The 20,320-nt window shown below is 43.5% G+C and carries 14 protein-coding genes; 7 read left to right on the top strand and 7 right to left on the bottom strand.

Annotation, left to right across the window (positions count from 1 at the left end; translation table 11 throughout):
• Positions 1-25: 25 nt before the first annotated feature.
• A complete protein-coding gene (locus NZ848_RS13985) occupies positions 26-1,117 on the bottom strand; it encodes a creatininase family protein (protein ID WP_259015997.1) in 1,092 nt (363 codons plus the stop codon).
• Positions 1,118-1,290: 173 nt separating this feature from the next.
• A complete protein-coding gene (locus NZ848_RS13980) occupies positions 1,291-2,445 on the bottom strand; it encodes a threonine aldolase family protein (protein ID WP_259015995.1) in 1,155 nt (384 codons plus the stop codon).
• A gap of 301 nt (positions 2,446-2,746) precedes the next feature.
• On the opposite strand from NZ848_RS13980, the gene NZ848_RS13975 reads away from it, so the two are divergent.
• The 3 genes from NZ848_RS13975 to NZ848_RS13965 are packed head-to-tail and all read left to right on the top strand — an operon-like array spanning position 2,747 to position 8,777.
• Positions 2,747-5,092: a PSD1 and planctomycete cytochrome C domain-containing protein gene (locus tag NZ848_RS13975; RefSeq protein ID WP_259015993.1), complete on the top strand. Its 2,346-nt coding sequence runs from the start codon at positions 2,747-2,749 to the stop codon at positions 5,090-5,092.
• Between the two features lie 39 nt (positions 5,093-5,131).
• Positions 5,132-6,586: a DUF1501 domain-containing protein gene (locus NZ848_RS13970; RefSeq protein WP_259015992.1), complete on the top strand. Its 1,455-nt coding sequence runs from the start codon at positions 5,132-5,134 to the stop codon at positions 6,584-6,586.
• Between the two features lie 43 nt (positions 6,587-6,629).
• Complete coding sequence (locus tag NZ848_RS13965) at positions 6,630-8,777, top strand: FN3 associated domain-containing protein (RefSeq protein WP_259015991.1); 2,148 nt, start codon at positions 6,630-6,632, stop codon at positions 8,775-8,777.
• Positions 8,778-8,805: 28 nt separating this feature from the next.
• Here the strand turns inward: NZ848_RS13965 and NZ848_RS13960 are convergent, their stop codons facing one another.
• The 4 genes from NZ848_RS13960 to NZ848_RS13945 all read right to left on the bottom strand — a co-directional run bounded on the left by NZ848_RS13960 (position 8,806) and on the right by NZ848_RS13945 (position 13,244).
• Positions 8,806-10,074, bottom strand: a complete 1,269-nt coding sequence (locus NZ848_RS13960) for a DUF2264 domain-containing protein (protein ID WP_259015990.1) — start codon at positions 10,072-10,074, stop codon at positions 8,806-8,808.
• Between the two features lie 102 nt (positions 10,075-10,176).
• Positions 10,177-11,727, bottom strand: a complete 1,551-nt coding sequence (locus tag NZ848_RS13955) for an Rne/Rng family ribonuclease (protein ID WP_101728037.1) — start codon at positions 11,725-11,727, stop codon at positions 10,177-10,179.
• A 329-nt stretch (positions 11,728-12,056) separates the two neighbouring features.
• On the bottom strand, positions 12,057-12,887 hold the full coding sequence (locus NZ848_RS13950) for a tetratricopeptide repeat protein (RefSeq protein ID WP_259015989.1): 831 nt from the start codon (positions 12,885-12,887) through the stop codon (positions 12,057-12,059).
• Between the two features lie 72 nt (positions 12,888-12,959).
• Positions 12,960-13,244, bottom strand: coding sequence for an HU family DNA-binding protein (locus NZ848_RS13945; RefSeq protein ID WP_101728035.1), 285 nt, complete (start codon positions 13,242-13,244; stop codon positions 12,960-12,962).
• 299 nt (positions 13,245-13,543) lie between these two features.
• Between NZ848_RS13945 and mutY the strand changes: the two genes are divergently transcribed.
• Entirely contained in the window at positions 13,544-14,614 is a 1,071-nt protein-coding gene (gene mutY, locus NZ848_RS13940) for an A/G-specific adenine glycosylase (protein ID WP_259015988.1), read from the top strand.
• Between the two features lie 127 nt (positions 14,615-14,741).
• Positions 14,742-15,206: a single-stranded DNA-binding protein gene (locus NZ848_RS13935; protein WP_101728033.1), complete on the top strand. Its 465-nt coding sequence runs from the start codon at positions 14,742-14,744 to the stop codon at positions 15,204-15,206.
• Positions 15,207-15,291: 85 nt separating this feature from the next.
• Here NZ848_RS13935 and uvrB read toward each other — a convergent pair whose 3' ends face one another.
• Positions 15,292-17,319, bottom strand: a complete 2,028-nt coding sequence (gene uvrB / locus NZ848_RS13930) for an excinuclease ABC subunit UvrB (RefSeq protein ID WP_259015987.1) — start codon at positions 17,317-17,319, stop codon at positions 15,292-15,294.
• Positions 17,320-17,631: 312 nt separating this feature from the next.
• Between uvrB and NZ848_RS13925 the strand changes: the two genes are divergently transcribed.
• Positions 17,632-18,249 carry an inorganic pyrophosphatase gene (locus NZ848_RS13925; RefSeq protein ID WP_101728031.1) on the top strand — a complete coding sequence of 206 codons (618 nt, stop codon included), beginning with the start codon at positions 17,632-17,634 and terminating at the stop codon, positions 18,247-18,249.
• Between the two features lie 164 nt (positions 18,250-18,413).
• Complete coding sequence (locus NZ848_RS13920; RefSeq protein WP_259015986.1) at positions 18,414-20,234, top strand: rRNA pseudouridine synthase; 1,821 nt, start codon at positions 18,414-18,416, stop codon at positions 20,232-20,234.
• Positions 20,235-20,320: the final 86 nt, after the last annotated feature.

Here is a 20,320-nt window from a genome sequence, read left to right as displayed (position 1 = left end):
TATTGATAACGGAACCACAAGAAAATTATTGGCTTGCCTTTGTAACCCAGAACCTCTCGCCCCTGAACTGGCACCAGGCTTTTTTTACCGCACCCGACTCATCTTTTACAAAAAGTATGTTCATATTCATGGACGAAAAATAATCGGGGGCATCCTGATAAAGATGGAAGAAATTTCGTGTGTCTCGCCCGTTCCAGATAAAGTGCAGTGTATTGTCTTTCTGGCTTATTTCCAGTTTGCGCCCGGTGGCATCTACATAAGTGCCTATGTATTGGGCAAACTCAGCCGTTTTGTTTTTTACTTTGGGTAAGGCGCAAGTGGCTATGCTGTCAATCTCTTTCATTAATTCATGCGCAAACGATGCCATGTTCTTTTCTCCTTTTTCTCTGGTTCCCAAAGCTGCATAGCCGTTGATACCACTGGTATTCAGATTGCCGCCCTCAATCATGATGGGGGTCATACTTCCGCTTTTGCCTTTCATGCTCGAATCATTAACGGCGCTGTCCATATCAACCAAATCGGGGCGGATGCTTAGGACATTAGAGGTTTCCAATTCATCGGCATGGCCGCTATAAGTTTTAGTTCTGAAACGAGCCTCTGCTTTATCGAAAGCAGGGCGGTCATACCTACTGAAATAGAGCAGTATGCCCTCATCTGCCAGCGTTCTGGCGGCTGTTTCAAGGGTAGGGGTGGTGCTTACCCCCACATTAATAATATAAAACCTGCGGGGGCCATAGCCAGCCAGACTTCTCACTATCTCAACCACCATATTGGTGGCTGTTGCAAAAGTAGTACTGGTAGAGCCGGGGTATTTCAGAAAAGCCGGATAAAACCCGTAACTGACAGTGGGTGTAATAACCACCTTTTTTTTGGCAGCTACTCTTTTAGCCAGCTCTTGTGCTTGCAGAAAATCAGTCGACAGAGGCAAATGAGGCCCATGTTCTTTGGCGCCTGCACCGAGGGGAATGACAACCACCGTTTCACTGTTGAGTATTTGGCGAGCAGATGTCCAACTGATATCTTCCAGATAGATGGCTTCGTTAGTAGCCGGAATATTATTTTGTGCAAAACTGTTTAGGGTGATGCTCAGGAGTATGAGGGAGTAGATTTTTTTCATGAATTATATTATTAAAGGACCGATATTTTTAAAAACAGTGTATGAATTTACTGGCTTTCAAAACAACAGAATAGTTTATTTTTATACCGACTTATGCCGGTATTCTTGCAGAAAAATTAACCTTTGTTTTATTAGTCGCCCAATTCATTGGGTGTTTTTTAGGTGGAAAACAATTATTTCAAACTATTTATAAACGCCTGAGCCAAAGTAGATGCATTACTACTCAACAATGACTCATTTACCAGAAGATTAAAACCATTGCTTTCATTCGGCCTGGCTGTAATACCATTTTTCTTCAGGTTTTCTGCAAATGTTTTTGAGGCTATGCCTTTCACTGTCAGTTTAAAAATATTGGTTCCGTTCGTAATACGCTCAATTTTAAATGCCCCATGCGCATCGAGGTTTTTTATCAGGTCTTCGGCAATGTTTACAGCTTTGGCATATCTGTCGGCAAAACCATCCAGATAATGTAACGCCACCGCTGCAAAAGGCCAGACCTGATGCAAACCGCCTCCAAACATCCGCCTTTCATGATACATTGGGGCTATCAGTTCTTTTGGTCCCGCCAGAATAGCCCCTGATGCCGCATTGAAATATTTGTAAAGCGAGACATAAACGGTATCAAATAAAGAGGCATAAGCAGCCGGACTGATACCTGTATAGGCAGAAGCCAGCAATAACCGCGCACCATCAAGGTGCATTTTAATGTTATTGGTTCTGGCAAGAGCTGAAATCTGCTGCATTTGTTCGTAATCAAACAATTGTCCGTTTTTCCTTCGTACCGGCGATTCAATAGATATAACCCCTACTTTAGAAGCCACTCTGCCACCTGCTGTTCTTTTCAGTACCTCGCTTACTTCTTCAACCGTAAAAGTTGCCTTATCTAAACCTAAAGGAACCAGATTAAGATTGGAGAGTATCTGGGTGGAATCTCCCGTATCGTTATACACATGGCTTTCGTGCTGAAGAATCACCCTGCTGTTTTTTCCTGCCTGTGTCCGTATGGCCAGATGATTAGCCAATGTACCCTTTGGCATAAAAACGGCGGCTTCTTTGCCCAGCAGATTTGCCATTTTTGTTTCCAGCTCTTCTACGCAGCCGTTCTGAGAATAATAGTCGGCCGTCAGGTTCTTTTTTTTGGTAATATCTGCCAGTAATTGTGAATAAGCCGCCGGATTAAGCACAAGCCCGTCTGATACAAAATTAACAGTGGCAGGTAGCACGTCAATAGGTGGGTTTTCAGTTGTAAAAGCGTTGGCAGCAAAGGCAGGTGCCAGCGAAAAGGCAGAAGACAGCTTCAGGAAATTTCTGCGGTGTAGATGGTTCATAAGTTTGCGAATGATTTAAGAGGAATCACTAAAATTAAATATAATTTTTTAGGTATTGCATCGAAAAAACTGATTTTTTGGTGCAATAGGATAGTCGTTCTGGCTACTTTAGCGTAATTATTAAAATCTATTCAATTAAATTATAAAATATGGCCTTTGGAGCCATGTTTTCGCAGAAAACAGGGGTGTAAATGAGCAGAATTGAATTTTTAAAATAATTTAATAATGTTTTAAATAATTTCATTTTTTCTATAAAAAATACTACTTTTGTTTTTGGGCCATCTCTATTCAAACACCCTTAATGAAAACTTTAACCGTAAAAATTAAATACCTTTTTCTTCTTTGCCTTATTACGGTTGGCATTGCCTCTGTGGTCTGGAATTGCACCAGCGCTTCAGCAGAAACATCGGCTATACCAGACGAGGTAGACTATAATTTTCATATCCGCCCGATATTATCCGACCGTTGTTTTAAGTGCCATGGCCCGGACGCCAAAACCCGCGAAGCGAACCTGCGCCTGGATACCCCGGAAGGCGCGTATGCTGCGCTGAAAGACAACCCAAAGGCACATGCCATTGTGGCCGGAAATCCGGATTTGTCAGAAGTGTTTCTTAGAATTACAGCCAAAGACTCCAGCCAACTGATGCCTCCGGTTGAATCAAACCTGAAACTGACCCGGCATGAAATAGACCTGATAGAAAAATGGATTAAGCAGGGTGCAAAATATAAAGAACACTGGGCATTTATTGCACCACGTAAAACAACGGTGCCTAAAGCCGATGAAGATTGGGTGGTGAACGAGATAGATAATTTTGTGTATGACAAAATGCGTGAGAAGGGTCTGAAACCCAATGATGAGGCAGAAAAAGAACAATTGCTGAAACGTGTAAGCCTCGACTTAACCGGCCTGCCGCCAAGTGTAGACTTGCAAGACCGTTTCCTGAATGACAATTCGTCAAATGCGTATGAAAAAATTGTAGACGAACTATTAAAGAGCAAGCACTACGGCGAGAAAATGGCCACCTACTGGCTGGACGTAGCCCGTTATGCCGATTCGCACGGATACCAGGACGATGGGCTGCGTACCATGTGGCCCTGGAGAGACTGGGTGATTCATGCCTATAATGAGAATTATCCTTACAGTAAGTTTCTGAGCTGGCAATTAGCCGGCGACCTGCTGCCGAATCCGGACGGAAGCGGTAAACCTTCAAAAGAAATGCTACTGGCAACCGGATTTAACCGGAATCATAAAATAACACAGGAAGGCGGGGTAATTGACGAAGAATACCGGATAGAATACGTAACCGACCGCACCAATACCTTTGGCAAGTCTTTTCTGGCGCTGACATTTGAATGCGCCAAATGCCACGACCATAAGTATGACCCGATTTCTCAGAAAGATTATTACCGCACCTTTGCTTTCTTTAACCAGGTGCCTGAAAAGGGTCTTTTCGGAACCATAGATGCCTCTTTTGCCGACCCGCCGAACATGGCTATAACCGATGCAGACGTAAAGTCTTTATTGAGGTTTATCAATAAAAAAGACACCGCAAAAGTGATGGTAATGGTAATGAAAGATACTACCAAAACCCGGACAACCTATGTGCTGAACCGCGGGAATTATGATTCGCACGGCGACTCAGTAACCTTTGGCCTGCCGCAAAGGGTAATGCCTTATGATACCCTAAAGTACGGAAGAGGCCGCCTGGGACTAGCCAAATGGATGCTTGACCCTAAAAATCCTTTAACGGCACGGGTATATGTGAACCGCCTGTGGGCGCAGTTTTTTGGCAGAGGTATTGTAAAAACACTGGGCGATTTCGGGATGCAGGGTGAACTACCGTCTCATCCCGAATTACTCGACTGGCTGGCGGTTGATTTCAGAGAAAAAGGCTGGAATGTTAAAAGGCTGGTAAAACAGATGGTAATGTCGGCCACTTACCGGCAGTCTTCAGTGGTAACAAAGAAACACCTTAACACCGACCCTGAGAATATTTATCTGGCAAGGAGTTCGCGCCTTCGAATACCAGCAGAAAACGTACGCGACTATGTTTTGTCGAGCAGTGGCATACTAAATGATGAAATCGGCGGGCCAAGTATTAAACCGTATCAACCCAAAGGGTTGTGGGAAGTGGCAACCTCTGGCCGCGGAACGCTGTCAAGATATGTGCAGGACCATGAATCTGACCTATACAGGCGTGGTATGTATGTGTTCATTAAACGAACGGTTCCGCCACCTGCCATGTTGATTTTTGATGCCAGTAACCGTGACCAATGCGAGGTACAACGCGTGCGTACCAATACGCCTTTACAGGCACTGGTAATGATGAACGACCCGCAGATGATTGAAGGCTCAAGGGTAATGGCTGAAAAGCTGTCGATTGAAATCGGTAACTATGATACAAAACTGGAAAAGGCTTTCAGAAAGGTGCTTTGCCGAAAGCCGACCGAAAAGGAAATGACCATTGTGAAGCAGTATTTTGCGCAAGAGTCAGGGTTACTTAAAAAAGATATAAAGCGAGCCGAAAGGCTACTGAATATAGGTGAATACAAACATGAAGCAGTAAAAGACAAGGCTTCGGCCGCTGCTTTGATGCAAACTATTCAGATGTTGTATAACATGGAAGAGGCCATTACCCGCATTTAGCCGTTTTGAATTACCAATTACTGATTTTAATTTTCACTGATGGAAAACGAATTTTTCAAAAACAGATTGAATATTAACCGCAGGCATTTTCTGAGCAAATCGGCTGTGGGCCTGGGCAGTTTGGCCTTGGGCTCATTGATGATTCCTGACCTCTTCAGGGGCGGAGATGAAAGCACGGCACAATTGCCGCTTGGCTTGCCTCACTTTGCACCCAAAGCCAAAAGAGTAATTTATCTGTTTCAGAATGGGGCACCTTCTCAGCTTGAAACTTTCGATTATAAACCTTTGCTCAATAAAATGGCAGGTGAAGACCTGCCCGAGTCAATCAGAGGAGGGCAGAGGCTGACTGGTATGACCGCCAACCAGACCAAATTTCCGCTGGTTGGGTCTTATTTCGGGTTTAAGCAATACGGTCAGTCTGGCGCATGGGTAAGCGATATGTTTCCCAACATGGCCAGGATTGTGGATGAGCTTTGTATCATAAAAACCATGAACACCGAGGCCATAAATCATGACCCCGCGCTGACTTTCCTCCAGACAGGAGCACAGGTTGGGAATCGCCCGAGCATGGGCGCCTGGATGAGCTACGGTTTAGGTAGTGAAAACAAAAACCTGCCTGCGTTTTGCGTGTTATTGTCGCGCGGAAGAGGCAACGGGCAAGGGGTTTACTCTAAACTGTGGACAAACGGTTTTCTTGATTCTATCCATCAGGGCGTGGTGTTCAGTAGCGGAGAAGACCCGATTCTGTATCTGAAAGATTCAGAAGGTATTGATAAAGAATCGCGCAGGCGTATGCTGGATAAACTGGCAGAACTTAATAACCTGGGCTTTGAGACCAATGGCGACCCCGAAGTGCAGGCCAAAGTGCAGCAATATGAAATGGCCTACCGCATGCAAACGGCTGTGCCTGAGTTGACAGACTTATCAAAAGAGCCAGACCATATCGTAAAAATGTATGGCCCTGAATGCCTGGTGCCGGGTACTTATGCGGCCAATGCTTTGCTGGCAAGAAAACTCTCTGAATCGGGCGTGCGCTTCGTGCAGTTGTATCATCAGGGATGGGACCAGCACGGTAATTTGCCTAACGAAATGCCGTTGCAGGCCGAAGACGTTGACCGTTCGTCGGCAGCTTTAATAATGGACTTGAAACAAAGAGGACTGTTAGACGAAACGCTTGTGATATGGGGCGGCGAATTTGGCAGAACCAATTATTGCCAGGGCAACTTTACAAAAGATAATTATGGCCGTGACCACCACCCCAGAGCCTACACCATCTGGATGGCGGGCGGTGGGGTAAAGCCCGGCATAGTTTATGGAGAAACAGACGAGTTTGGTTACAATATAGTTAAAGACCCCGTGCATATACACGATTTCCATGCCACTGTGATGCACCTGATGGGTCTTAACCATGAGCAGCTTACTTATAAGCATTTAGGCAGAAGATACAGGCTCACCGACGTGGCCGGTAAGCTGGTGCCCGGTATCATTGCCTGATTTTCCACCTGTCTGAAACATCTATTGCACCCTGAACACTTCGATGAATCGTTTCTATAAAGCCAGTTCGTATCTTTTACTAGTTTGTAATTTACTGCTCATTTTTCTGCTCTTTTTTGAAGAAAGAGTAAAGGTGCCTCTTTGGGTAAGCCCGTTTGGCAGGCTTCACCCAATGCTTCTGCATTTACCAATCGGGTTTTCAATTGTACTGGTACTCATAATACTGATGAAGAAAGAAATTGAACCCAAAAGCTATACATTTTTTGTGAGGCTGATGCTCATCATTACGGCGCTTACGTCATGTATTGCTGCTTTGATGGGTTTTTTCCTGTCGAGAGAGGGTGGATACGATGCCGGTCTTTTGCAATGGCATAAGTGGACAGGTGTAGGCGTGAGTGTATTTACTTATGCTTTAACCTGGTTTTATGAATATTTAAGCGAAAAAACAAAGTTACTTCAGTACCTGTCAGTATTCTGTCTAGTGCTTTTCATTTTAGCCGGTCACTATGGGGCGGCTATCACGCATGGTGAGAACTATGTACTGGAAGCCTTTGAGAATAAAAAGAAATCGTCAGATTTTTCGACTGAAAGCAATCTATATGCTGTCTCTATTGTGCCGATTCTGGAAAAGAAATGTATGGCATGCCATAACGACCAGAAAGTAAAAGGAGAACTGAACATGAGCAGCGTAGAAAAAATACTGAAAGGGGGTAAGCATGGCGCTTTATGGAAAGCCGGAGATACCCTGCATAGCTTATTGCTGCAAAGGGTACACTTACCGCTTGAAGAAAAAGAGCACATGCCGCCTAAAGGCAAAGAACAGCTGACTTTTGAAGAAATTGCCTTATTGAGTGCTTGGATACAGGAAGGCGCCAACATAAAAAAAACGGTGAAGGATTATCCGGAGGCATCAAAAACCAGAGCAATGGCCCTGAAAATGGCGGGCAGTGGCAATAGTATAAAAACTTACGATTTCGCCGAGGCATCTGAAAGTACATTGACAGACGTCAACACACCTTTTTGTGTGGTAAGTCCGCTGGCAGCCGGGTCTCCGGCATTGGAGGCCGAGTTTTTTGTTAGTCGGAAATTCGATAAAAAGTCACTTGAGAATCTGGCTAAAGTAAAAGAGCAACTGGTAGAACTGAGCCTGTCAAAAATGCCTGTGAAAGACGAAGATGTTAAGCTAATTGCCCAATTCAGAAATCTTGAAAAACTCAATCTGAATCAGACTGATATTTCAGGTGGTACTTTAGACCAGCTTGCACAAAACAAAAAATTATTTTCTGTTACATTGTCAGGTACAAAAGTAGGAAAAGCCCAACTACAAAAATTAATGGTGTTGCCAGCTTTAAAAGAAGTTTTCGTATGGAATACTTCGTTAGATTCAGTGGCAATTCAGGAATTTGCTAAAAAGTATCCGGGGGTTGTATTTGATACAGGTTACAGGGGGAATCCGAAAGAAGTACTGAAACTGAATCCGCCGATACTGGTTAATGAAGATTTTATACTTAAAAAAGGCATACCGGTAGAGCTTAAACATACGTTAAAGAATGTGCAGATTCATTATACTTTAGATGGCACAGACCCTGACTCAACCACCGGAACGATATACACCAAACCATTGGTTGTTGATAGCTATACCCGTTTAAAAGCGCTGGCCACCAAAGATGGATGGCTTGCAAGTAACAGAGTATCTTACACTTTCTTTAAAGCCGGCTTTGTAGCTGATACAGCCATTTTGCTTACCTTACCCAAACCGCAGTATGCAGGCAAGGGCGCCAGGAACCTGATAGATTTAAAGAAAGGCCCGAACGATAATCACGGCGATGCGGCTTGGCTGGGTTACCAGCAGGAAGATTTTGTGAGCCTGCTGAAATTTAAGAAGCCAACGTTTTTAAGCACGATAACCCTGAGCTATTTAATGAAGCCGGGGTCGCACATTATGCCGCCTGCTACTGTTGAAGTATGGGGGGGGAGCAGTGAGGCAGACCTCAAGAAACTTCAAAAAATAGTGCCGGAGCAGCCCGATAAAATGCAGAATGCTGTAAACATGGGTATTAATGTGCCTATCAGACCCGGTGATTATAAAGTAATAAAAGTAGTAGTGAAACCACTACCAAAATTGCCTAAGTGGCATCCGGAAAAAGGGAAGCCGGGCTGGTTTTTTGTTGATGAAATCTTCCTCAACTAAGTTTTTCAGGATGCCGTTTGGTTACTAATCAATAGCTTACTGCTTTATCTTTTTTAAATGGCTTGCCAGACCATGCTTTTTGCTGGGTCCATTCTTCATCAGGTGCCGACCAGAACGGGTCGGTTTCGGGCAAGCCCAAAGTCAGGAATCCCAAAGAGGTGAGATACATGCTGCCCGCGTTAGAGTATGAATCAGCAATGCCCGGCTGGTGCCCTGCAAAACCGAGGGTCAGCCATCCTGCTTTATCAAAAACACCTTCTTGGCCGAACATCCGCTTCATAACGGCTGTCATTGCACAGCGTACCTGTGCCGGGCTTACACCTTCCGGTAGTTGGTGTAAAAGCGCCGTGTGCGCCAATGCCTGAAAGGCACCTAAGCGATAAGTGATACTTCTACCAAAAGGAGGAAATGAGCCTTCGGGAGATATCAATCTTTCCAGAAAATCGGCTTGCCGCTGCATTCTTTTCACGGCTTTGATATACTGTTCTTCAAGAGCCTGATTTTTTCTATCCGGCCACTGCCTTTTTTGTACTTTCAGCAGGGTGTCAAGCACATCTACAATCATTGGGTGAATCACGAACGAGTTGTAATAGTCCATGTGAAAAACTTCTCCATCTTTAAACCAGCCGTCGCCCACATAAAAACTCTCAATAATCCTGAGCCCGTAATCTATTCTGAAACGGTCTGCTTCTTCCCCCGCAAATTGTAAAAAAACCTCAACCATCGCAGAGAATAAAAGCCAGTTATTGTTGCCCGGTACTACCCTGCGCAGCAATCTGAATTCTTCAATAACCCTTTTTTTGGTGGTGTCATCTAATGGTTGCCAGAGAGCCTCAGGGGCTTTCAGGAAACTTTGTGCCAGAAAGGCGGCATCTACCAGTGTTTGCCCTTCTTTTCGCCAGAGCATGTAGTCGGGGCTAGCCGGGTCAACGCTGTTTTTAATACTGCCCAGTGCATAAGTTCTTAGTTTTTTGCGCAGTCTGCCTTCTTCGTTATCTGTATCAGGCAGGGCCAGCCAGGGGGCAATGCCTGTCATGGTGCGGGCAAAGCCTTCCAGAAAAGCAACTTTGGCATTGCGGTTGTCCCAGATTGGGCTCAGTTCTACCTGCCAGTTTTTCTGCAAGGTGCCTTCGCTCAGATTCTTAAGAACGGGTTCGGCAATTTTATAAAGTAATTTTGCCCAGTAAAGGCGCGTATCTTCTTTTTCAGGGGCAGGGTTGGCCTGTGAGATAACTGGTGACGCTGCAATGGCAAAGCCAGCCATTGTGTTTTTCTGGATAAAGTCTCTGCGGTTCATGGGTTGAATATAATTTAAAGCAATTTATGCCTAAAATTAATAGCAAACAACCCACACAAACAGATGTGCCGGAAATAAAAATGCAGTAAGAAAAAGGAATAATTAGCTTATTTCGATTTCATCCCCGTGCTTGTTGATGAAATGAAACTCGGTGATACCGATAGATGAATCTTTTACGAGTTTGATCCAGGTACGGTATTTCAGGAACCACTTCACTTGTTTTGAAATGATACCTTCACGGTAGTAAGCGTAAACGAACGGATGCAGTATAATGCTGATGCCTGTCTCGTTTTGTTTCGACAGGATATAGTCCAGATTATTTTCAATTAAATCGGTAATAACAATACTTGCCTGAATTGTACCCGTACCGCCACAGGTTGGGCAGGTTTCGCGGGTTACAATATTCATTTCGGGGCGTACACGCTGGCGGGTAATTTGTAGCAGGCCAAACTTAGAAATAGGCAGAATGGTGTATTTAGACCTGTCGCCTTTCATTTCTTCTTTCATTGCTTCCTGAATCAAACGACGGTTTTCGTTTTTCTTCATGTCAATGAAATCAACCACTATAATACCACCCATATCGCGCATGCGCAACTGGCGGGCAATTTCTTTGGCTGCTTCAAGGTTAACAGTGAGCGCGGTAGACTCCTGGTCGCCCTCCTGTGTTGATTTATTGCCACTGTTTACGTCAATTACATGAAGCGCTTCAGTGTGTTCAATAATCAGGTACCCTCCACCTGGTAGGCTTACCGAGCGGCCAAACAAAGATTTAATTTGTTTCTCTATACCGAACTGCTCAAAAAGTTTTGTTTTTCCGGTATGGAGCTTCAGGATCTTCTCTTTTTCTGGGGCAATGGTATGTAAAAAGCTCTTGATACCATCAAAATTTTCTTTCGAATCAACATAGATATTGTCGAAATCATCGTTCAGCATATCACGCAGAATAGAAGATGCTCTATCCATTTCGCTGATGATGCGGTCACGAGGTTTGGCATCCCTAAGGTTTTTCATCCCTGACTCCCACTTGTCTACACAAAAATCAATATCTCTCTTCAATTCGTCAAGGTCTTTGCTTTCGGCTACGGTTCTTACTATCACCCCGAAGTTTTCAGGTTTGATAGACGAAACCAGCTTATGTAAACGCTGACGCTCTTGCTTATTGGTGATTTTCTTGGAGATATTAACAGACGTACTGAAAGGTACCAGAACTATGTTCCGGCCGGCAATCGAGATGTCGCAGGATAGCCGCGGGCCTTTAGTAGAAATAGGTTCTTTCACGACCTGCACCAGAATAGGGGTATTCTTGGTAACAACTTCGTTTATCTTACCTAATTTGTCTATATCTTTTTCAAGTTGAAAACCTTTCAGACGAAGATTGACAGGACGTTTGGCAATAACGTCTTTAACAAATTTACTAAGAGAATTGTACGAAATGATTTCGTTATAGTGCAGAAAACCATCTTTATCGTAGCCGACGTCTACAAAGGCAGCGTTGTTGCCCTGTACAACTTTCTTAACTACACCCAAATAGATATCTCCGACGGAAAACTGGTGTTCCGTCTCATCAAAGTGATATTCAAGTAGCCGTTTGTCTTGTACTAGGGCTATCCTGTCACCTTTCTGTGTGGTACTGATATATAATTCGTTGCTCAATACTGAGGTAGAATCAAGAGGTTAGATATTGTTTTGGCTAAATGATGGATTTTGATAGTCATAAGCACAAATTACTGGAGCCTATGACTATCAAAGTAAAGAAAGATTATTTTTTCTTATGACGGTTTTTTCTAAGACGTTTCTTTCTTTTGTGAGTTGACATCTTGTGTCTTTTTCTTTTCTTTCCGCAAGGCATAATTGTAAAAGATTATAAACCCCTGGTCGGTAAGGGGTATTTAATTCAATAATTTATTTATATGTTTTTCCTCTGCCTTTCAACAGGGGAGACCGTGGCACGGTGTTTTTTATCGAACCGCAAAGATAGTGAATTATTTTATACTCTCCAAAGTCTTGTTGAGTTCTTGTAATAAAGTAGGGTCTTTCACTTTTTCTTTCAGGTCAAGCAAAATCTTTTTTGCCTGGTCTTTCTCTCCTAATTCAAGTAGGCTGTATCCTAAACCAAACTGCGCATTGGCATTTGAAGGGTTGATACGCAACACCTGTCTGAAACGGTCGGCGGCTTTGGCATACTGGTTAGACTGCATCGATAACACACCCAGGTTCATCAGCGCCGGCTCGTAGTTAGGCTCTTCTGCCAATACTTCGCGCAGCATCATAATGGCCTGCATAGGCGAGTCTGTCTGTACGTAAGTCATAGCCAGGTTGGTTTTGGCCTGTAGCTGTCTTGGGCTTTTCTCCAGAACCTTATGATATGCATTACGGGTTTTATTAGCCAGATACTCAATGTTTTCGGGTTTCAATGCCAAATTATATGCCTGTAAATAGGCATCACCGGCTCTCATCCAGTTTTCGGTGCTCGGCGCGGCCAGGGCAATTTTTTCTATATACACAGCGGCGCTGTCAAATCTGTTACCAAGTGCATAGGTTTCTGCCAATTGGTTATAAACAGCTTTTTTGTCAGCGGCTGTGGTTAGCTTCTGTTTCAAGTCGGCAATTTGTTTTTCCTGCTCCGGCGATAACTTCGGTGCCTGCGTGGCAATATCGTCTTTGTGGTTGTCTGCTGTGGCAGGGCCTTTGTTGTCGGCTACTTTATCACGGTTCGACTTCGCCTCGTTTTTAACAACCACTTTAGGGCGATAATAAAGAAAGCCCGTGAGGGCTATCGCTGCTACAATTATAATCAAAAATTGTTTTTTCATAAGTTTCTGATAACCGTGGGTAGTGCATTGCACTACCCACAATCGGTCGATAAGCCCTTTCGGGCAATGAAATTATTTTACGTTGGCTTTCACTTGTTCCGTAAATTCTTTGGCTGGCTTAAAGCCCGGAACAGAGTGAGCCGGTACGGTTACCGTAGTTTTAGCAGAAATGTTACGAGCTTTTTTAGCAGCCCTTCTCTTGTTTACAAAACTTCCGAAACCTCTGACATACACAGCATCTCCTTGTGCCAATGTGTCTTTTACTGTGTTAAAAAATGCCTCAAGTGTAGATGATACACTTGCTTTGTCCACGCCAGTCTTGTCGGCAATCGCTGAAATTACTTCTGCTTTAGTCACGATCGTAACTTATTTTTTAAGGTTTTAATATTGAATTTTACCAAGATAACTATTGAATTGAAAGGACTTAATAAACAAAATAAAAGCAGACGCTCAGTTCTATTAATTCAACCTCTCCAAACTCTTTGGGTTTATTTTGGGTTTGCAAAGATATGGGTTTTAAACTTAGTATCCCAAAAACATTTTAGTATTTTTTTATATAATTGCTTAATAATTAGTGAGTTATATTTTTTTTATAGGTAAAACAAACGTTTTAAAAAAGAAAAAATAAGCGATTGTTAAGAAAACTTCAATAAAAATTGGAAAGACAAACGTTTTCCGGAGTACTCAGAAAATGGTATTTCAGTAACAAAAGAGACCTGCCCTGGAGGCATACAAACGACCCATACAAGATATGGTTATCTGAAGTTATACTGCAGCAAACCAGAGTTGTGCAGGGCATGCCTTACTACAATAAATTTGTTGAGAAATACCCAACAGTTACAGCACTGGCCAATGCCGATGAACAAGACGTTTTGCGGCTGTGGCAAGGCCTGGGTTATTACTCAAGAGCCAGAAACATGCACCAGACAGCCCAAATTATTGCAGGTGCTCTAAATGGCATATTTCCGGATACTTATGCAGCACTGGTAAAACTGAAGGGCATAGGCCCATACACCGCAGCTGCCATTGCCTCTTTTGCATTTAACGAGAAAGTGGCAGTAGTCGACGGAAACGTGTACAGAGTTTTGGCCAGAGTATTTGGTATTGAAACTGACATAGCCAGCCATGAGGCAAAAAAGATTTTTAACGAACTGGCCAACGAGTTAATTTCAGAAGAGGAACCGGGTACGCACAATCAGGCGGTGATGGAGTTCGGGGCTACTTATTGCACGCCGGTCAATCCCGGCTGTATGTTCTGTATTTTTCAGGATTCCTGCCAGGCAAACCTGCAAGGCAAGCAGGCAATACTGCCTGTGAAACTGAAAAAAGTAAAAGTGCGCAGCCGTTTCTTTGATTATTTTGTAATTGAAAAGGCCGGTAAGTTACTGATGGCCAAACGCGGGCCAAAAGATATTTGGGAAGGGCTGTACGATTTTTATCTGGTAGAAAGCCCAGGAAGCCTGATGGATATTGAATTAACCGATAATGATTTTCTGCTGGCATTATTGCCACACGCTATTATCAGAAGTACATCTGAGGTTTACAGGCATATACTGACACACCAGCGTATAGAGGTGCGGTTCTGGCATCTGGATGTGGATGGTAACATGAATGTGCCATTGCCGCCAAATTACACTTTTTTTGAGTGGGAAGAAGTAGAAGATTTGCCCAAGCCTGTTCTGATAGAAAAGTACCTGAAATTGCACCATAAGGAATTTCAGAAGTAGTGCTGAGGGGCTGAAAATGGTTGCGGTCTGAATACCAAACAATTGGACGCGCATCTTAGAAAGTATTATGGTTTTTTATTAAATTTGTTCTTATTCAAAACGACATACATTCAAAACAGATAAAAAAATGGCTGGAGTAAACAAAGTGATTTTATTAGGAAGATTAGGGTCTGACCCTGAAGTCCGTACGCTTCCAAGCGGTGGTAAAGTAGTAAACTTTAGCATTGCTACGTCTGAGAACTATACCAACAGAAACGGAGAAAAGGTAGAACAAACAGAATGGCATAGAATTGAGCTTTGGGAGAATCTGGCAAATGTAGCTGAGCAGTATCTGAAAAAGGGAGACATGGCTTACATTGAAGGGAAGATAAGAACCGAAAAATGGACTGACCAGAACGGGCAGGAGAGATATACAACCAGAGTAAGAGGAACGGCTATTCAGCTGATAGGTGGCAGAAGCAGTAATGCCGAAGAAAGTGACGCAGCGCCGTCATACGGTAACAGCAACAATTTTGCACCTAAACCTGCACCTGTACCAACCCCACCACCTATTGAAATGGCCGGCGATGGTGGCGATGATTTGCCGTTTTAAGTCATTCAATACTGGTAGAATATAAAATGAGTCGGGTTTCAAAACGTTTTGAAACCCGACGCATTTTATAAACAAAAACTTATTTCTACGCTGGCACTTGTTCTATTTTCTCTTTCAGTTGCATCATTTCGTCTCTGAAACGGGCAGCCTCCAGGAAGTCAAGTTCTTTGGCAGCACGCTCCATTTTTTTCTGGGTTTCATCCATTAATTTCTGTAGCTGGCCTTTGTTCATATAGCTTACAACAGGGTCGGCGGCTATGCTAACTTCCTGTGGTTCAATATAATACGTTTTGGTGCTGGCGCGGCTGTCGGCAATAGAGGTTTGCTCCATAATGGCCTCTCTGCTTTTAAATACCGTTTTGGGTGTAATACCATGCTCCGCATTGTAGGCCATCTGTCTGGCCCGGCGTCTTTCAGTTTCTTCAATGGCTTTTGCCATTGAACCCGTTATGGTATCTGCATACATCAGTACTTTACCGTTTTCGTTACGTGCTGCCCGACCAATCGTTTGTATCAGCGAGCGGATATCACGCAGGAAGCCCTCCTTATCGGCATCCATAATAGCAACCAGCGATACCTCAGGCAGGTCCAGACCCTCTCTCAAAAGGTTTACCCCCACCAGAACATCAAAAATGCCAAGGCGCAATTCACGAAGGATTTCAACCCGTTCAAAAGTTTTTACCTCAGAGTGTATGTAGCGGCCCTTGATACCCACTTTGTCGAGATACCGGCTCATTTCTTCGGCCATCCTTTTGGTTAGTGTGGTTACCAAAACCCTTTCTTTGCGTTCAACCCTTAAATGAATTTCTTCCAGTAAATCATCAATCTGGTTAATGCTTGGTCTTACTTCAATCTTAGGGTCAAGCAGCCCGGTCGGCCGGATAATCTGCTCTACTACCACACCTTCTGCTTTTCTTATCTCATAATCGGCCGGGGTGGCGCTTACGTAAATGGCCTGGCCTATCAGCTCTTCAAATTCCTGAAATTTCAATGGCCGGTTGTCCATAGCTGATGGCAGCCGGAATCCGTATTCCACCAGCGATTCCTTGCGCGAGCGGTCTCCTCCCCACATGGCCCTAATCTGGGGCATTGATACGTGGCTCTCGTCTACTACCAAAATAAAGTCTTCCGGGAAGTAGTCAAGCAGGCAGAAAGGCCTCTGGCCCGGCTGGCGTCTGTCAAAAAAGCGTGAGTAGTTTTCTATACCTGAGCAATAACCCAGTTCGCGCATCATTTCCAGGTCAAACTCGGTTCGTTCCTGTATGCGTTGCGCTTCCAGCCTGCGGCCGTCAGACTCAAAGTACTTTACCTGCCTTACCATCTCGTCCTGAATCTCGTGAATAGCGTTTTGCATCACATCTCTACCGGTTACAAACAGGTTAGCAGGAAAAATCGCTATTTGTTTTTCAGTCGATAGTTTTTTGCCATTGGTGGGGTCAATCCGCTGTATTTCTTCAATCTCATCGCCAAAGAAAATAAAACGGTAGGCAAAGTCGGCGTAACTGGGGTATAAATCAACGGTATCTCCCTTTACTCTGAAATTCCCCCGCGTAAACTCAGCTTCTGTACGCGAATAAAGTATCGAAACAAGCTGATATAAAAACTGGTTTCGGCTTACCTGCTCGCCCACTTTTATCTGAATAATGCTCTGCTTCATTTCATGGGGGTTACCTGCACCATAAATACATGAAACCGATGCTATTACGATTACATCGCGCCGACCAGACATCAGTGACGAAACCGTTGAAAGCCGCAGCTTGTCAATTTCCTCATTAATCATCAGGTCTTTTTCAATATAGGTATTGGTAGTGGCAATGTACGCCTCCGGCTGGTAGTAATCATAATAGCTGATGAAGTATTCAACAGCGTTTTCGGGGAAGAACTGCTTAAACTCGCCATAAAGCTGGGCGGCCAGTGTTTTATTATGGCTCAGTATCAGCACGGGGCGGTCTAGCTGGGCAATTACATTGGCAACGGTAAATGTTTTACCAGAACCCGTAACACCCAGTAAAACCTGGGTTTCTTCTCCATTTCTGATTCCCTCCACCAGTTTTTTTATGGCCACTGGCTGGTCGCCGGTAGGTTTGTACTCTGAGGTTAGTTTGTATTGCATAATTTACAGTCTGGTCAGTAAGCCTATCGTTTTAAAACAAAAGTCGTGTTGTTATAGTTTCGTGTTTTTTGTTTATCAGAAACTATACATAAACTTTTTCAGGGCAATAGCAGACAGATTTTGAAGCCCGGGCAAAGTAAGAATAAAAAGTAAAGCCACAGTACGAATTTCAGGAAAGGATATGACTGGTTAAAGTTGTTACAGGACAATTCATAGAATCTAAGATTAAGTTTCTGCCAAATGTAATTACATAGAAAAAACGGTGTTAGATTTCGGAAGAATTATATTTATTTTGCCCAAAAATCAAGTTTTATGAAGCCAGTTTACAAAGCACACCCTTGGCATGGTATTCCTGTTGGAGAAAAGGCCCCAGAAACAGTAACAGTATTTATTGAAATTGTGCCTTCTGATACCATTAAATATGAAGTAGATAAGGAGTCAGGTTATTTGAAAATCGATCGTCCTCAGAAATATTCAAACATTATCCCTTCGTTATACGGGTTTATTCCACAAACCTATTGCGGAGAAGAAGTAGCAAAACTGGCCCGCGAACGTGGCTCAGATAAAGTAACAGAGGGGGACGGTGACCCGCTTGATATTTGTGTGTTGTCGAGCCACCATATTCCGCATGGTGACATTTTATTACAAGCTATACCTATTGGCGGTTTGTGTTTATTAGACAAAGGCGAGGCTGACGATAAAATTATTGCTGTGCTGGTAGCAGACCCAATTTATCAGAAATTTAAGGATATCAGTGAGCTGCCGGAAGCGATCATTACGCGTCTGAAACACTATTTCCTTACCTATAAGAGCTTACCTGACGAAAAAAATGCCATTGAGATATCTAATGTTTATGGCCGTGAAGGTGCGCATGAGGTAATCAGGAAGTCGATGATGGATTACAGAGATTTAATCTTTAAACCTATTTAAGTTTAAAGTTACAAGATATCAACGGGGCATAACTCAGGTGATGCCCCGTTTGTTTTTTTAACAGCGGTGGTACAGTAATAATTATAGCAATATAGGAATCTTGTATTATTGTTGTACCTTTGCAATTGATAATCAATTAATTACAGCAGTGATGCTGCAAACTCATGAAGAATACTGAAAGACCCCGGAGACCAAGAACGGAGGGTAAAGAAAAACCGGTCTCATCAAGATCCGACCAACGCTCGGATAAAAAAAGCTACTCAGACGACAAACGTCCTTACGCAAGTAAAAAAACTGACTCCGCCGCCAGGCCAAAAGGCAATTTTCCAAAAAAAGAAGGATTTGATAGAAGTTTCTCTGAACCACGTTTCGGAGAGAAGAGGCCTTTCGGCGCAAAAAAGCCGTTTGCCGCAACATCTTCAGACCGACCTTTTGAAAGGAAAGCTGCTGACGATAAACGCCCTTATGGAGAAAAGAAATCCTATGGCAGCGACCGTCCGGCTCGTCCTTACGTGAAAAAAGACGAAGGCGGATTTGAAAGCAAACGCCCTTATGGAGAGAAAAAATCCTATGGCAGCGACCGTCCGGCCCGTCCTTATGCGAAAAAAGACGAAGGTGGATTTGAAAGCAAACGCCCTTATGGAGAGAAAAAATCCTATGGCAGCGACCGTCCGGCTCGTCCTTACGCGAAAAAAGACGAGGGCGGATTTGAAAGCAAACGCCCTTATGGAGAGAAAAAATCCTATGGTGATGAGCGTCCGGCTCGTCCTTATGTAAAAAAAGAGGATGGCGGGTTCGAAAATAAACGCCCTTATGGAGAGAAAAAACCATTTGGTAGTGACCGCCCAGACCGCCCTTTTCAGAAAAGAACAGAAGGTGGATTTGATAAAAAAAGTGGTTTTGGCGACAGAAAGCCAGCTACCGGCGACCGCCCCGAGAGACCGTTCTTTAAGAAAGAGGAAGGTGGATTTGAAAATAAACGTACTTTCGGCGACAAAAAGCCATTTGGCACTGAACGCGCAGAACGACCATCGTTTAGAAGAGAAGGTGGTGATTTTGCTGAGAAAAAACCATTTGACAGAGAGAAACCACGATTCGAAAAACGTGACGACAGACGCGAAGAAAGAGGTTACAGCAGAGGTGCCAGAGATGAAAGAAAAGAAAACCAGGCAAGCGCATCTAAAGTAGCTGCTCCTAACTACAATCTTGATAAAATGAAAAACTCTTTACCCCCCAGGGTAAAGCGTAAAGTAGAACAGGAAGAGAAAGATATTGATGGATTAATAAGACTGAACCGCTACATTTCAAATGCAGGTATTGCTTCGCGCCGAGATGCTGACGAGCTGATTGCCTCAGGTCAGATTACGGTTAATGGCAAGGAAATAACTGAAATGGGCTACAAAGTTAAACCCAGTGATGTAGTAAAATATGGTAAAAAAATATTGAACCGCGAAAAACTGGTTTATTTGTTGCTGAACAAACCCAAAGATTTTATTACTACTACCGAAGACCCCAATGAGCGCAAAACCGTAATGGACCTGGTGGCCAATGCCTGCGAAGAAAGGGTGTATCCGGTGGGCAGGCTTGATAGAAACACAACGGGCTTGCTGCTTTTGACAAACGATGGCGAACTGGCAGAAAAGCTATCTCATCCTTCTAACGAGATAAGAAAGATTTATCAGGTTGAACTTGACAAGCCTATTTCAACCGAGCATTTTGATGCTATTAAAGAAGGTATTGACCTGGAAGATGGCTTCATAAAAGCAGACGACCTTGCTTTGGTAACACCAGATGCAGAAGTTGTAGGTATTGAGATACATAGTGGTAAAAACCGCATTGTACGTCGTATTTTTGAGCATTTCGGTTATGAAGTACTCAAACTTGACCGCACCACCTATGCAGGTTTGAATAAAAAAGATTTGCCAAGAGGCAAGTGGCGTTTTTTGACCGAGAAAGAGGTTATCAGACTCAAGTATATGATATAAAAACCGGATATTAGTTAATTAGTATCTATTCTTAGGTATAATAGGCTTTATGGCTCCCTGAATAAAATCTGAGAGCCGTAAAGCCA

The organism is Emticicia fluvialis (genome assembly GCF_024793945.1).
GTDB classification, from domain to species: domain Bacteria; phylum Bacteroidota; class Bacteroidia; order Cytophagales; family Spirosomataceae; genus Emticicia; species Emticicia fluvialis.
This window is presented reverse-complemented; position numbering and strand designations above follow the sequence as displayed.

Excerpts from the sequence above, each read along its gene's own strand:
- NZ848_RS13935 (WP_101728033.1), top strand. The coding sequence starts at position 14,742 with ATGGCTGGAGTAAACAAAGTGATTTTATTAGGAAGATTAGGGTCTGAC.
- NZ848_RS13975 (WP_259015993.1), top strand. The coding sequence starts at position 2,747 with ATGAAAACTTTAACCGTAAAAATTAAATACCTTTTTCTTCTTTGCCTT.
- NZ848_RS13970 (WP_259015992.1), top strand. The coding sequence starts at position 5,132 with ATGGAAAACGAATTTTTCAAAAACAGATTGAATATTAACCGCAGGCAT.
- NZ848_RS13985 (WP_259015997.1), bottom strand. The coding sequence starts at position 1,117 with ATGAAAAAAATCTACTCCCTCATACTCCTGAGCATCACCCTAAACAGT.
- NZ848_RS13925 (WP_101728031.1), top strand. The coding sequence starts at position 17,632 with ATGAAGCCAGTTTACAAAGCACACCCTTGGCATGGTATTCCTGTTGGA.
- NZ848_RS13980 (WP_259015995.1), bottom strand. The coding sequence starts at position 2,445 with ATGAACCATCTACACCGCAGAAATTTCCTGAAGCTGTCTTCTGCCTTT.
- NZ848_RS13920 (WP_259015986.1), top strand. The coding sequence starts at position 18,414 with ATGAAGAATACTGAAAGACCCCGGAGACCAAGAACGGAGGGTAAAGAA.
- NZ848_RS13965 (WP_259015991.1), top strand. The coding sequence starts at position 6,630 with ATGAATCGTTTCTATAAAGCCAGTTCGTATCTTTTACTAGTTTGTAAT.
- uvrB (WP_259015987.1), bottom strand. The coding sequence starts at position 17,319 with ATGCAATACAAACTAACCTCAGAGTACAAACCTACCGGCGACCAGCCA.
- NZ848_RS13960 (WP_259015990.1), bottom strand. The coding sequence starts at position 10,074 with ATGAACCGCAGAGACTTTATCCAGAAAAACACAATGGCTGGCTTTGCC.
- NZ848_RS13950 (WP_259015989.1), bottom strand. The coding sequence starts at position 12,887 with ATGAAAAAACAATTTTTGATTATAATTGTAGCAGCGATAGCCCTCACG.